Source organism: Mycobacterium colombiense (assembly GCF_001665835.1).
Taxonomy (GTDB): domain Bacteria; phylum Actinomycetota; class Actinomycetes; order Mycobacteriales; family Mycobacteriaceae; genus Mycobacterium; species Mycobacterium colombiense_A.
This window is the reverse complement of sequence record NZ_LZSX01000005.1, coordinates 14979-27704: the sequence shown is the minus strand read 5'-3', so window position 1 is coordinate 27704 and position 12726 is coordinate 14979. Positions and strand designations below refer to the sequence as shown.

Below are 12726 nucleotides of genomic sequence, written 5' to 3'. Positions count from 1 at the left end.
CCCCCCCCCCCCCCCCCCCCCCCCCCCCCCCCCCCCCCTTTTTTTTTTTCAAGCACAAGACGGCAAACGCGATTAGCTGCAGTCTCGTGGGCTCGGAGATGTGTATAAGAGACAGTGGGGGTGGGTACCCCGGCGGCGGGCCGTACGTCGGCGGGGCGCCGTATGCCGGTGGCGGGCCGTAGCCCGGTGGCGGACCGTATTCGGGTTGTGGGCCGGATGCCCGCGGCGGACCAGCCGGATAACCAGGCGGCGGCGCGCTCACCGAACCCCGCGGCCTTTGCAGCCGCGCGCGTCGTTCGTCATGGGCTCCATCCTGTCGGCGGCCGGGGCATTTCACAACGTTGACCCCCCGCCCGACGCGTAGCGTCTCAGGCATGGCGGAACTCAAATCCCGGATCCGGACCGACCTGACCGCGGCGATGAAGGCCCAGGACAAGTTGCGAACGGCCACCCTGCGCATGCTGTTGGCTGCGATCCAGACCGAGGAGGTTTCCGGTAAGCAGGCCAGGGACCTCACCGACGAGGAAGTCCTCAAGGTGCTGGCCAAGGAATCCCGCAAGCGGAGCGAATCCGCGGAGATCTACACCCAGAACGGGCGCGGAGAGCTCGCCGCCAGCGAGCACGCCGAGGGCAGGATCATCGACGAGTACCTGCCCACCCCGCTCACCGAGGCCGAGGTGGCCGACGTCGCCGACACCGCGATCGCGCAGGTCGCCGAGGAGATCGGCGAGCGGCCGGGGATGAGACAGATGGGCATGGTGATGAAGGCCGCCACCGCGATCGCCGCAGGCAAGGCCGACGGCGCCCGCCTCTCGGCCGCCGTCAAAGAGCGGCTGTAACCACCCGGGTTCCGTCGTCGCCGCGGCGCGTCACGCGCCGGGCGTCGAGCTGTTCCAGCAGCGGCACCGCCACCCGCCGGGTGGTGCCCAGCGCGCGGCGCGCCTCGCTGACGGTGAACGGTTGCGGCAGCGCCGCCAGCACGCCGGCGGCGCGGTCCAGGGCGTCGGGTCCCAGCACCACCCCGTCGGCGATCCGCGTCAGCCGCCCGGCCCGCACGGCCGCGGCCAGCTCGCGCGGGCCCAGCTTCAGCCCGGCCAGCTCATCGGCCTCGGGCGCCCGGAACGGCTCGGCGGCCAGCCACTCCTCGACCGTGCGCACGGCCTTGTCCACCCGGGCCGGCAGGCCCGCCCCGGGCGGCCGGACCAACCCGTCGGCCACCTCCAGACCCGTGCCCTCCAGCAACTTGGGCATGAGGTCGGCGGCGGGCAGCCCGACCTGTTGTCGCAACGTCTCCAGCGGCATGCCGGCCGCGATGTCGTGATCGCCCGCCCAGCGCCGCACCGCCGCGGTCGCGTCCTCGCGCCGCGCCGCCCACCACCGCGGGTCCACCACCCAGTCGCCCACCCGCTGCCCGCGCGGCGGCAGACCCATGGCGCGCAGCTCCGCGGCGCGCGCGACGTCGGGTGCGGCCACCTCGCCGGTGGCCAGTTCCTCGGCGCGCGCCCGCGCCGCGCCGCGGCGCCGCAGCCCGGGCGGGCGGACGTCGAGCACCTCGACTCCCGCCGCGATCCGGTGTTGTCCGGGGTCGCGGAGCAACCCGATGTCCCCCACGCGCAGCGGCAGGGGCCTGGCGAGCCGCAGCCGCGCCGCCGCGGGTCCCAGCCGGCGCACCTGCACCGGCACCGCCGCCGACCCGATGTGCAGCACGAGCTGGCGGTGCAGCGTGTCCGCCGATCGCAGGGCGACGTCGATCTCCGCGGTGTCCAGCCAGGCCCCCGGCGTGCGCACGGTGTCCCCGCGGCCGATGCCGTGCCGGTCGACGCCACGCAGGTTCAGCGCCACGCGGGCCACCGCGCCGACCTCGGAATGGTTGCGGCCCAACGATTGCAGCCCACGGACGGTGATGACGCGGCGCCCGGCGTGCTCGAGCTCGTCGCCCACCCGCACCGTGCCGGCGGCCAGCGTGCCGGTGACCACGGTGCCCGCGCCGCGCACGGTGAAGCTGCGGTCCACCCACAGCCGCACGTCGGCGCCGGGGTCCGGCGCGGGCAGCCGGTCGGTCAGCGCCACCAGTTCGGCGCGCACCCGGTCGAGGTCGGTGGAAACAGCCACGGGAATGCCGGCAAGTGATGTGGCGACAAGCCTTTCGGACGCCTGCGCGACCGCCGGACCCGGATCGGCGAGGTCGGCCTTGCTGATCACCAGCAGCCCGTGGCGGACGCCGAGCGCGTCCAGGGCGGCCAGGTGTTCCTCCGACTGCGGCATCCAGCCCTCGGTGGCCGCGACGACGAACACCACCGCAGGGACCGCGCCGACGCCGGCCAGCATGTTGGCCACGAACCGTTCGTGGCCGGGCACGTCGACGAAAGCGAGCTGACGGCCGCCGAGCTCGGTCCACGCGAAGCCCAGATCGATGGTCAGGCCGCGGCGCCGCTCCTCGGCCAGCCGATCCGGCCACATGCCGGTAATCCGTTGCAGCAGAGTCGATTTGCCGTGATCGACGTGTCCGGCGGTGGCTAGGACGAACACGCCCGTACCGCCGCGGCCAGCAGCTCGTCATCCTCGGGCGCCACCGTGCACAGGTCGAGCAGGCACCGGCCACCCTCCAGGCGGCCCACGACGGGTGGGCTGCCGAGGCGAAGCGCGGCGGCATAGGACTCGGGCAGGCTCACCGCGGCGCTGGGCAATTCGACGTCGGGTGCCCCGCCGCCGCCGATGGCCGCGACGCAGTCCACCGCCACGGCCCCGGGCAGCCCGGCGGCCAGCGACTCGGCCCGGGCGCGCAGCCGCTCGACATCGGCGGCCAGCGCCTGCGCCACCGGCGGGGGCGGCCCCAGCAGCGTCGCCTCCAGCGCCGCCAGCGTCAGCTTGTCGACCCGCAGGGCGCGCGCGGCGGGATGGCGGCGGATCCGCTCGATCAGCTCGGCGCGGCCGAAGAGCAACCCGGCCTGCGGCCCGCCCAGCAGCTTGTCCCCGCTCGCGGTGACCAGGTCCGCGCCGTCGGCCAGCATCGATGTCGCGTCCGGCTCGTCGGGCAGCACCGGATGCGGCGACAGCAGGCCGGACCCGATGTCGATCACCAGCGGTACGCCGAGCCCGCGCAGTTCCGGCGCCAGCGTCGCGACGTCGACGGCCGAGGTGAAGCCGCTGACGTGGAAGTTGGACGGATGCACCTTCAGCACGAAACCGGTCTGCGGCCCGAGCGCCTCGGTGTAGTCGCGCGGGCTGGTGCGGTTGGTGGTGCCGACTTCGCGCAGCCGCGATCCGGTGGATTCCAGTAGCTCGGGGATGCGGAACCCGTCACCGATTTCGACGAGTTCGCCGCGGCTGAGCACGATCTCCTTGCCGGGGGCCAGGGCCATGGCGGTCAACAGCAGCGCGGCCGCGTTGTTGTTCACGACGTGCACGCCGCCGGCGGTCGGGACCGCGCCCGCCAGCGCGGCCAGCGCACCCCGGCCGCGGCGCGCGCGCCGGCCCGTCGCCAGGTCGAACTCGACGTCGGTGGCCCCGCCGGCGGCGACGACCGCGTCCAGCGCGGCCCGCGACAGCGGGGCGCGCCCCAGATTGGTATGCACGACTACGCCGGTGGCGTTGATGACCGGCCGCAGGCTCGAGGCGGTGGCGGGAAGCGCGGCGACGGCGTGCTCGGCGACCTGCTCGGGTGCGATCTCGCCGGCCCGCGCCCGCTGCTGGGCCGCCGTGATCACCGACTTCACCAGGTCGCGGCCCAGCACCCGCTGCGCCGCGACCAGCCGCGGATCGGCGAGCAGCGTGTCGGTGCCGGGCACCCGTCGGCGGGGGTCGCTCATGTCGGGCCCGAAAGAGCATGGCGGAGGCGGACGGGAATTGAACCCGCCAACGGCAGCGACTGCCGTTCGACGGTTTTGAAGACCGCGCCGGTCACCAGACCGGACACGCCTCCTTCAGCCATGGCGCCAATTGTCGCAGCCTTCGCGGCGCGGGCACCATGGACACCGTGACGTACCGACTGACTCAATACGCCCACGGCGGCGGCTGCGCCTGCAAGATCCCGCCCGGTGAGCTCGAGGAGGTGGTTCGCGGGCTGGGATCCAACCCACCGCGCGACGCGGTCGGGGAGCTGCTGGTGGGCCTGGACAACGGCGACGACGCTGCGGTGGTCCGCATCCAGGACGGTACGGCGCTGATCGCGACGACCGACTTCTTCACCCCGGTGGTGGACGACGCCTACGACTGGGGCCGGATCGCGGCCACCAACGCGCTGTCCGACGTCTACGCGATGGGCGGGCGCCCGGTGGTCGCGGTGAACCTGCTGGGCTGGCCGCGCGAGGTGCTTCCGTTCGAGCTGGCCGCCGAGACGCTGCGCGGCGGGCTGGACGTGTGCGGCCTGGCCGGCTGCCACCTGGCCGGCGGCCACAGCGTCGACGACCCCGAGCCCAAGTACGGCCTGGCGGTCACCGGGATCGCCGATCCAAACCGACTGCTGCGCAACGATTCCGGCAGGCCGGGAACTCCGCTGTCGCTGACCAAGCCGCTCGGTGTGGGCGTCCTGAACAACAGGCACAAGGCCACCGGCGAGCGCTTCGAGGAGGCGATCGCCGTGATGACCACGCTCAACGCCGAGGCGGCCGCCGCGGCGCTGGCGGCCGGCGTCGAATGTGCCACGGACGTAACCGGTTTCGGGCTGCTCGGACATCTGCACAAGCTGGCACGGGCCAGTGGAGTGACGGCGGTGATCGACTCGGCGGCGGTGCCCTACCTGGACGGCGCGCGGGAGGCGCTGGTGGCCGGCTATGTCAGCGGCGGCACCCGGCGAAACCTCGACTGGGTCGTGCCGCACGTCGACCTGTCGGCTGTGGGCCAGGACGACGCCTTGTTGCTCGCCGACGCGCAGACCTCGGGTGGGCTGCTGATCGCCGGGGAGATTCCGGGGGCGCCGGTCATCGGCGAGCTGGTGCCGCGCGGCGAGCACACCATCGTGGTGCGCTGAGCGGGCCGATCGCACTAGGGTCCATGGCGACCCGCTGCGCCCGGCTTCGCCGCGCTTGCGATCGCCATTAGGGTGAGGACATGGCCCTGCGCAAAGTCTTTTTGGAATGGCCCGTCCTGCGCCAGTTGCGGTCGACAGACAAGCTCGGCCGCGGCTCTGCGGTGACGTCCAAACGCACCCGCGCGATCACGCCGCGCACCACCACCGCCGACCGCGTCGTGCAGAGCGTTTGCCCGTACTGCGCCGTGGGCTGTGGGCAGCGGGTGTACGTCAAGGATGAGCGGGTCGTCCAGATCGAGGGTGATCCTGATTCGCCGATCTCGCGAGGGCGGTTGTGCCCCAAGGGTTCTGCGAGCGAGCAGCTGGTGAATTCGCCCGGGCGGCAACTGCAGGTGCTTTACCGGCCGCCCCGGGCGACCGAATGGCAACCGCTCGAGCTGGACACCGCGATCGACATGATCGCCGACCGCTTCGTGGGATCACGCCGAAACAGTTGGCAGGACATCGACAAGAAGGGCAACCTGCTGCGCCGCACCATGGGCATCGCCGCGCTCGGCGGCGCGACCCTGGACAACGAAGAGAACTACCTCATCAAGAAACTCTTCACCGCCGCGGGCGCCATTCAGATCGAGAACCAAGCTCGTATTTGACACAGCGCAACGGTTCCCGGTCTGGGAGCCTCCTTCGGGCGCGGCGGCGCCACCCAATCACTGCAAGACATGGCCAACGCGGACTGCATCGTCATCCAGGGCTCCAACATGGCCGAGTGCCACCCGGTCGGGTTCCAGTGGGTGGAAGAGGCCAGGGCCCGCGGCGCGCGGGTGATCCACGTCGACCCGCGCTTCACCCGTACCTCGGCGGTCTCCGACCGGCACATCCCGATCCGCGCCGGTTCGGACGTGGTGCTGCTCGGCGCGCTGATCAACCACATCCTGTCCAATGACCTGTGGTTCAAGGAGTACGTGGTCGCATACACCAACGCCGCCACCCTGATCAACGAAAACTTCAGGGATACCGAGGATCTCGGCGGAATTTTCTCCGGATTCGACCCCGAAACCGGGCAGTACGACACGTCGAGTTGGGCTTATGCAGAGCCGGAGGACGCCACCGAGTCGCCCGCCATCGGCCACCCGCATGGCGCCACCGCGTCGCAGAGCGCGGCGGGTGACGAGCACGGCAGCGGCGGCCCAGCGCTGCCGCACGCCCGGGTGCAGCGCGACGAAACCCTGCAGCACCCGCGGACGGTCTTCCAGATCCTCAGGCGCCACTACGCCCGCTACACCCCGGAGATGGTCAAGGACGTCTGCGGTATCAGCCGCGAGGACTTCGACTACCTGGCCCAATCCATCGTGGAGAACTCCGGGCGCGAGCGCACCACCTGCTTCGCCTACGCCGTCGGCTGGACCCAGCACACCCTGGGTGCCCAATTCATCCGCACCGCAACAATTTTGCAACTGCTGACGGGCAACGTCGGCAGACCCGGCAGCGGCATCATGGCGCTGCGCGGTCACGCGACCATCCAGGGCTCCACCGACATCCCCACGCTGTTCAACCTGCTGCCCGGCTACCTGCCGATGCCGAAGGCGGGCATGCACGACACCTTCGCCGATTACCTCGACGCGATCGGCTCCAAGAAGCAGAAAGGCTTCTGGGCCAACGCCGATGCCTACACCGTCAGCCTGCTCAAGGCGTGGTGGGGAGACGCGGCCACCGCCGACAACGACTGGGCCTACGACTACCTGCCGCGGCTGACCGGCCCGCACGGTACCTACCAGACCGTGATGGGGATGCTGGACGACGAGGTCGAGGGCTACTTCCTACTCGGGCAGAACCCCGCGGTGGGTTCGGCCCACGGCCGCATGCAGCGCCTGGGCATGTCGCATCTCAAGTGGCTGGTGGTCCGCGACCTCAACCTCATCGAATCGGCCACCTGGTGGAAGGACGGGCCGGAGATCGCGTCGGGCGAACTCAAGACCGAGGGCATCGAGACCGAGGTGTTCTTCCTGCCCGCCGCAACGCATGTCGAGAAGGCGGGATCGTTCACCCAGACCCAGCGACTGCTGCAATGGCGTCACAAGGCCGTCGAGCCGCCGGGCCAGTGCCAGAGCGAACTGCAGTTCTTCTTCGAGCTCGGCAAGCGGATCCGGCAACGGCTGGCCGGCTCGACCGACGAGCGCGACCGGCCCCTGCTGGACCTGACGTGGGACTACCCGACCGACGAGCACGGCGAACCCGACGGGGAAGCGGTGCTGGCCGAGGTCAACGGGTATCGGGCCGGCGGCGCCGACGCCGGAAAACCGTTGACCTCCTACACCGAGCTGCGCGCCGACGGGTCGACGGCCGCCGGATGCTGGATCTACACCGGGGTGTACGCGAACGCCACCAACCAGGCCGCGCGCCGGGTGCCGCACGGCGGCGACTCACCGAGCCAATCCGAGTGGGGCTGGGCGTGGCCCGCCGACCGGCGGGTGCTCTACAACCGCGCGTCGGCCGACCCCGAGGGCAAGCCGTGGAGCGAACGCAAGCGCTACGTCTGGTGGGACGCGGACGAAAACCGCTGGGTCGGCTACGACGTGCCGGACTTCGTGGCCGACCGGGCGCCCGGCAGCCGGCCCGATCCCGAGCTGGGTGGTCCCGACGCGCTGGCCGGGGACGACCCGTTCATCATGCAGGCCGATGGCAAGGGCTGGCTGTTCGCGCCGAAGGGCTTGGTCGACGGACCGCTGCCCACGCATTACGAGCCGCAGGAGTCACCGGTCAGCAACGCGCTCTACCCGCAGCAGCGCAATCCGGCGCGAATCACGTTCCCGCGCAAGGACAACCTGAGCGCACCGAGCGCCGGTGACCCCGGCGCCGAGGTCTACCCCTACGTCTTCACGACCTACCGGCTCACCGAGCACCACACCGCCGGCGGCATGAGCCGGTGGCTGCCGTACCTGTCGGAGCTGCAACCGGAGATGTTCTGCGAGGTGTCCCCGGAACTGGCCGCCGAACGCGGCCTCGAGCCCTACGGGTGGGCCACCATCATCTCGCCGCGCGCCGCGATCGAGGCCCGGGTGCTGGTCACCAAGCGGATGAGCCCGCTGACCATCAACGGCCACACCGTGCATCAGATCGGGCTGCCGTACCACTGGGGCGTGGGCAGCGACGCGGTGGTCAGCGGCGACGCGGCCAACGACCTGCTCGGCGTGACGCTCGATCCCAACGTGCAGATCCAGGAGTCCAAGGCCGGCTCGTGCGACATCCGCCCGGGCCGCCGCCCGCACGGCGAGAAGCTGCTGCGCCTGATCGCCGAATACCAATCACGCTCGGGCGTCACCACCGAGACCGGCAATATACGGGTCGACGACGCGGTCTGGGACATCGTGGGATCGCAGGACACGAGGAGGGCCGATGGGCCAGCTGACCGGACCGACTGAGCCGGCCGCGGCTGCCGGTTGGGCGGATGCCAAGCCGCGCAAGGGTTTTTTCACCGACACCTCGATCTGCATCGGCTGCAAGGCCTGTGAAGTGGCGTGTAAGGAGTGGAACCGCAACCCGCGCGACGGCGACCTCGAGCTGCTGGGGTCCTCGTACGACAACACCGGGGCGCTGGGCGCCAGCACCTGGCGGCACGTGGCCTTCATCGAGCAGGACCGCGACCGCATCGAAGAGGCGCGCGCATCCGGGCGCGCCCTGGTCAATCTCGGCATGCCCGCCATTCCCGGTGCTGCGAAACCCGGGGAACCAGAGCCCATTTCGCAGCCGCTGCACACCCCGGAATTCCGCTGGCTGATGTCGTCGGACGTGTGCAAGCACTGCACGCACGCCGGCTGCCTGGACGTCTGCCCGACGGGCGCGTTGTTCCGCACCGAATTCGGCACCGTGGTGGTGCAGCATGACGTCTGCAACGGCTGCGGAACCTGCGTGGCGGGATGCCCGTTCGGCGTGGTCGAACGGCGCAGCGACGGCACGTACGCGACGCCGGTGGAGCGCCCAGGGAAGCCGCAAGAGGAATTCGTCACCGGCGTCGCGCAGAAGTGCACGCTCTGCTACGACCGCCTGGTCGAGGATCAGGTGCCGGCGTGCGCCCAAACCTGCCCGACGACGTCGATCAAGTTCGGCAATCACGACGAGCTGGTGACCCAGGCGCGCGAGCGCGTCGCGCAGCTGCACGCCGAGGGCCGCACCGAGGCAAGGCTTTACGGTGCCAACGAGAACGACGGCGTCGGCGGCATCGGGTCGGTGTTCCTGCTGCTCGACGAACCCGAGGTCTACGGCCTGCCGCCCGATCCCCGGGTATGCACGGCCGACCTGAAGACCATGTTCAAGCGGGCGAGCATGGCCGCGGCCGGTATGGTCGGCGCGGCCGCGTGGGCATTCTGGAGCAGCCGATGAGCACCTCGGAATTCGACAGCTTCCGCCCGCCGGAACCCCAGGGCGGCAGGCGCCGCAAAGGCAGGCGCGCGGGCCGCCGCGGCGGCGGCGACGGGTCACGCGAGATGCCGATGGTCCCCGACGCCGAATTCACCTCGTATTACGGACGTCCGGTGGTCAAGCCGGCCCCGTGGGGACACGAAGTGGCCGCGTACCTGTTCCTGGGCGGTGTCGCCGGCGGGTCCGGCCTGCTGGCGGCCGGCGCCCAACTCACCGGGCGAAACACGTTGCGCCGCAACACCAGGCTGTCCGCCCTGATCGCGGTGTCGCTCGGCGCCGTCGCGTTGGTGAAGGACCTGGGCCGGCCCGAGCGTTTCGTCAACATGCTGCGGACGGTCAAGCTGACCTCGCCGATGAGCATCGGCTCGTGGATCCTCAGCTTCTTCTCCGCCGGCATCGGCGTCGCCGCGGCCTCCGAGGTGGACCGGATGACCGGCGAGCGAATCCCGTTGGGCCCGTTGCGTCCCGTCCTGCGCGCCGTGGAGGGACCGGCCGGACTGGAAGCCGCCGTCTTCGCGGCGCCCCTGGCCGTCTACACCGCGGTGCTGCTCACCGACACCGCGACCCCGACGTGGAACGCCGCGTATCGAGACCTGCCGTTCGTGTTCGTCAGCTCGGCGAGCCTGGCCGCGTCGGGATTGGCGATGATCACCACCGGAGTCGCCGAGGCCGGGCCCGCCCGCAAGCTGGCCGTCATCGGCGCGGTCGGCGATCTGATCTCCGCCAGGTTCACCGAGTACCGGATGGACCCGGTGACCCGGGAACCGCTGCACCACGGCACACCCGGCCGGCTGCTGTCGGCCAGCGAATGGCTTGCCGCCGCAGGGGGTTTGGGCGCGCTGCTGGGCGGACGGCACCGCGGTGTCGCCGCCCTGTCCGGCCTGACGTTGCTGACGGCGTCGGCGCTGCTGCGGTTCGGTTTCTTCGAGGCGGGCAAGGAATCGGCCGGCGACCCCCGGTACACGATCGAGCCGCAAAAGCGCAGGCTCGCCGCCCGCCGGGCGGCCGGCGTCACCGGGGACTCCATCACCACCGCGGACTGAGCGCCCGGGTCGTTTGCGCCCGCAGCAGCCGGGTACTCCGTCACGCATGACGAATTTTGGCTACACTTTGATGACCGAGCAGAGTGGACCCAAAGACCTTGTCCAGTATGCGGTTTCGGCTGAAGAGCGCGGCTTCGACTTTCACGTGTGCAGCGACCACTTCTCGCCGTGGCTCACTTCGCAAGGACACGCGCCGAACGCCTGGGCGGTGTTGGGTGCGGTGGCGCAGGCCACCGAACGGGTCGACCTCTACACCTATGTGACGTGCCCGACGATGCGGTATCACCCCACGATCGTCGCCCAGCAGGCGGCCACCGTGCAGATCCTGTCCGACGGCCGGTTCACCCTGGGCCTGGGCAGCGGTGAAAACCTGAACGAACACGTCATCGGCAAAGGCTGGCCGACCGTCACGCGCCGGCAGAACATGCTGCGCGAGGCCATCAAAATCATCCGCGAGCTGTTCGGCGGGCAACTGGTGGACTTCACCGGCGACTATTTCCAGGTCGATTCGGCGCGGCTGTGGGACGTACCGGACGTTCCGGTCGGCATCGGGGTGGCCATCGGCGGCACCAAGGCCGTCGACAAGTTCGCCAAGCTGGCCGACCACCTGATCGCCACGGAACCCGAGAAGGAACTCGTCGACGCCTGGCACGGCGCCCGCCAAGCCGCCAATCTCGCCGGCGGCGGACGCGTGGTCGGCCAGATCCCGGTGTCCTGGGACCCCGACCGTGACACCGCCGTCAAACGCGCGCACGACCAATTCCGCTGGTTTGCCGGCGGCTGGAAGGTCAACGCCGACCTGCCGACGCCGGCCGGCTTCGCCGGCGCAACCCAGTATGTGCGGCCCGAAGACGTCGCCGAGACCATTCCCTGCGGTCCTGACCTCGACGCGATCGTCGAGGGCGTCCGGCCCTACTGGGAAGCCGGGTTCACCGACATCGCCCTCGTGCAGATCGGCGGGGAAACCCAGGAGCGCTTCCTCGACCAAGCCGCGGAGCCTTTGCTCGCGGCGCTGCGGGACGCAGCAAACTGACCGCAGGTTTGACCGCTGCGCGCCCGGGTATCCGCCTCGCAGTCGTGCGCAGCCAGCCAACGCGCGTCGGACGCCGGTAGAGCTGGGACGTGAACGGGCGTTCCGGCGTGCGTTGGCCCCACAACCTGCTGCCGCACAGCCGGCTTGCGGGCATCCGTACTCCGGCAAAAGCAGGGGGAGTGAATTTATGAGCGATCAAACCGGCGACACCACAACCGCACTCGTCAAGGCGCTCAGCGGCGCCAGTTTCGGCCTGGGTGTGAGCGAAATAGTGGCCCCGGGGAAAGTCGCTGCCATCGCGGGGGTGGACGACACCGGCCGGTCGCGGCGGGTGATCCGCGCGCTCGGGGTGCGTGAATGCGGCCATGGCGCGGCGCTGCTGGCCGGGCCCGCCAAGCTGGTGTGGACCCGGGTGGCCGGCGACGTCCTGGACATGGCGCTGTTGATCGCGGGTGTGGTCGCCCGCGGACCGGGGCGACGGCGCCAGGGTGCCATTTCGGCCACGCTGCTTTCCGGCATCGCCGGACTCGACCTCTACACGGCGTTGCGAACCACCGGGGCTCGACGCGGCGCTCCGCAGCTACGAGCAGTTTGATCCGACGGGCGATCGCAGAAAGGGAAGCGACGATGTCAAATGAATTGCAGGGCAAAACGATAGCGATTCTGGCGGCCGACGGCGTGGAAAAGGTGGAGCTCGAACAGCCGCGTGCGGCGCTGCAGGATGCCGGCGCCCGGGTGCAGCTGCTGTCCCTGAAGGACGGCGAAATCCAGGCACGCAACCACGATCTCGAACCGGCGGGAACCTTCACCGTCGACCGGAAGGTATCCGAGGCGTCAGTGGACGAATATGACGGCCTGGTACTGCCGGGCGGCACCGTCAACCCGGACAAGCTGCGCATGGACAGCTCCGCCGTGTCCTTCGTCCGTGATTTCGTGGGGTCGGGCAAGCCAGTGGCGGCCATCTGCCATGGCCCCTGGACGCTTGCGGAAGCCGGTGTGGCAGTGGGCCGCACGCTGACCTCGTACCCCAGTATCCGCACCGATCTGCGCAACGCGGGCGCACACGTCGTCGACGAGGAGGTCGTCGTCGACGGCAATCTGATCTCGAGCCGCTCGCCGTCGGATCTCCCGGCGTTTTGCGCGGCCATCCTCGAGCAATTCTCCCATGTGACCGCGGGTTAGCCGCCAAGTCTTTCCCGCTGGTCCGTTTGAATACTCCGGTTTGCGGGCATTATCCCGCCAAGCCGCGATGAGCGGCAATCCTT

Annotated in this window: 10 protein-coding genes and 1 tRNA gene; 8 read left to right on the top strand and 3 right to left on the bottom strand. The window is 70.5% G+C overall.

Annotated features, from left to right (window positions below; genetic code table 11):
• The first annotated feature begins 374 nt into the window (after positions 1-374).
• Complete coding sequence (locus A5760_RS01205; RefSeq protein ID WP_064877264.1) at positions 375-839, top strand: GatB/YqeY domain-containing protein; 465 nt, start codon at positions 375-377, stop codon at positions 837-839.
• On the opposite strand, the gene A5760_RS01200 is transcribed toward A5760_RS01205, so the two are convergent.
• The 3 genes from A5760_RS01200 to A5760_RS01190 all read right to left on the bottom strand — a co-directional run bounded on the left by A5760_RS01200 (position 823) and on the right by A5760_RS01190 (position 3922).
• A complete protein-coding gene (locus tag A5760_RS01200) occupies positions 823-2529 on the bottom strand; it encodes a selenocysteine-specific translation elongation factor (protein WP_064877263.1) in 1707 nt (568 codons plus the stop codon). The two genes, A5760_RS01205 and A5760_RS01200, sit on opposite strands and share 17 nt — an antisense overlap.
• On the bottom strand, positions 2517-3809 hold the full coding sequence (gene selA / locus A5760_RS01195; RefSeq protein ID WP_064877262.1) for an L-seryl-tRNA(Sec) selenium transferase: 1293 nt from the start codon (positions 3807-3809) through the stop codon (positions 2517-2519). The genes A5760_RS01200 and selA overlap by 13 nt, the downstream gene beginning before the upstream one ends.
• A gap of 18 nt (positions 3810-3827) precedes the next feature.
• Positions 3828-3922 (bottom strand) — tRNA-Sec (locus tag A5760_RS01190).
• Positions 3923-3967: 45 nt separating this feature from the next.
• On the opposite strand from A5760_RS01190, the gene selD reads away from it, so the two are divergent.
• The 7 genes from selD to A5760_RS01150 all read left to right on the top strand — a co-directional run bounded on the left by selD (position 3968) and on the right by A5760_RS01150 (position 12643).
• The gene (selD, locus tag A5760_RS01185) at positions 3968-4969 is read left to right on the top strand and encodes a selenide, water dikinase SelD (protein ID WP_419538205.1); all 1002 of its coding nucleotides are present in this window, start codon (positions 3968-3970) and stop codon (positions 4967-4969) included.
• Positions 4970-5049: 80 nt separating this feature from the next.
• A complete protein-coding gene (gene fdh, locus A5760_RS01175) occupies positions 5050-8388 on the top strand; it encodes a formate dehydrogenase (protein ID WP_155764156.1) in 3339 nt (1112 codons plus the stop codon).
• Entirely contained in the window at positions 8363-9346 is a 984-nt protein-coding gene (locus A5760_RS01170) for a 4Fe-4S dicluster domain-containing protein (RefSeq protein WP_064877259.1), read from the top strand. Before fdh ends, A5760_RS01170 begins: the two co-directional genes overlap by 26 nt.
• Positions 9343-10428 (top strand): NrfD/PsrC family molybdoenzyme membrane anchor subunit, encoded by a 1086-nt coding sequence (gene nrfD, locus A5760_RS01165; protein WP_064877266.1) that lies wholly within the window; start codon positions 9343-9345, stop codon positions 10426-10428. Before A5760_RS01170 ends, nrfD begins: the two co-directional genes overlap by 4 nt.
• A 46-nt stretch (positions 10429-10474) precedes the next feature.
• The gene (locus tag A5760_RS01160) at positions 10475-11461 is read left to right on the top strand and encodes an LLM class F420-dependent oxidoreductase (RefSeq protein WP_064877258.1); all 987 of its coding nucleotides are present in this window, start codon (positions 10475-10477) and stop codon (positions 11459-11461) included.
• 187 nt (positions 11462-11648) lie between these two features.
• On the top strand, positions 11649-12056 hold the full coding sequence (locus tag A5760_RS01155; protein ID WP_064877257.1) for a hypothetical protein: 408 nt from the start codon (positions 11649-11651) through the stop codon (positions 12054-12056).
• Positions 12057-12088: 32 nt separating this feature from the next.
• Positions 12089-12643 (top strand): type 1 glutamine amidotransferase domain-containing protein, encoded by a 555-nt coding sequence (locus tag A5760_RS01150; RefSeq protein WP_064877256.1) that lies wholly within the window; start codon positions 12089-12091, stop codon positions 12641-12643.
• Positions 12644-12726: the final 83 nt, after the last annotated feature.

What these genes read in the sequence shown, in the direction of transcription:
- nrfD (WP_064877266.1), top strand. Translation starts at nt 9,343, where the DNA reads ATGAGCACCTCGGAATTCGACAGCTTCCGCCCGCCGGAACCCCAGGGC.
- A5760_RS01170 (WP_064877259.1), top strand. Translation starts at nt 8,363, where the DNA reads ATGGGCCAGCTGACCGGACCGACTGAGCCGGCCGCGGCTGCCGGTTGG.
- selD (WP_419538205.1), top strand. Translation starts at nt 3,968, where the DNA reads ATGGACACCGTGACGTACCGACTGACTCAATACGCCCACGGCGGCGGC.
- A5760_RS01155 (WP_064877257.1), top strand. Translation starts at nt 11,649, where the DNA reads ATGAGCGATCAAACCGGCGACACCACAACCGCACTCGTCAAGGCGCTC.
- A5760_RS01160 (WP_064877258.1), top strand. Translation starts at nt 10,475, where the DNA reads ATGACGAATTTTGGCTACACTTTGATGACCGAGCAGAGTGGACCCAAA.
- A5760_RS01205 (WP_064877264.1), top strand. Translation starts at nt 375, where the DNA reads ATGGCGGAACTCAAATCCCGGATCCGGACCGACCTGACCGCGGCGATG.
- selA (WP_064877262.1), bottom strand. Translation starts at nt 3,809, where the DNA reads ATGAGCGACCCCCGCCGACGGGTGCCCGGCACCGACACGCTGCTCGCC.
- A5760_RS01150 (WP_064877256.1), top strand. Translation starts at nt 12,089, where the DNA reads ATGTCAAATGAATTGCAGGGCAAAACGATAGCGATTCTGGCGGCCGAC.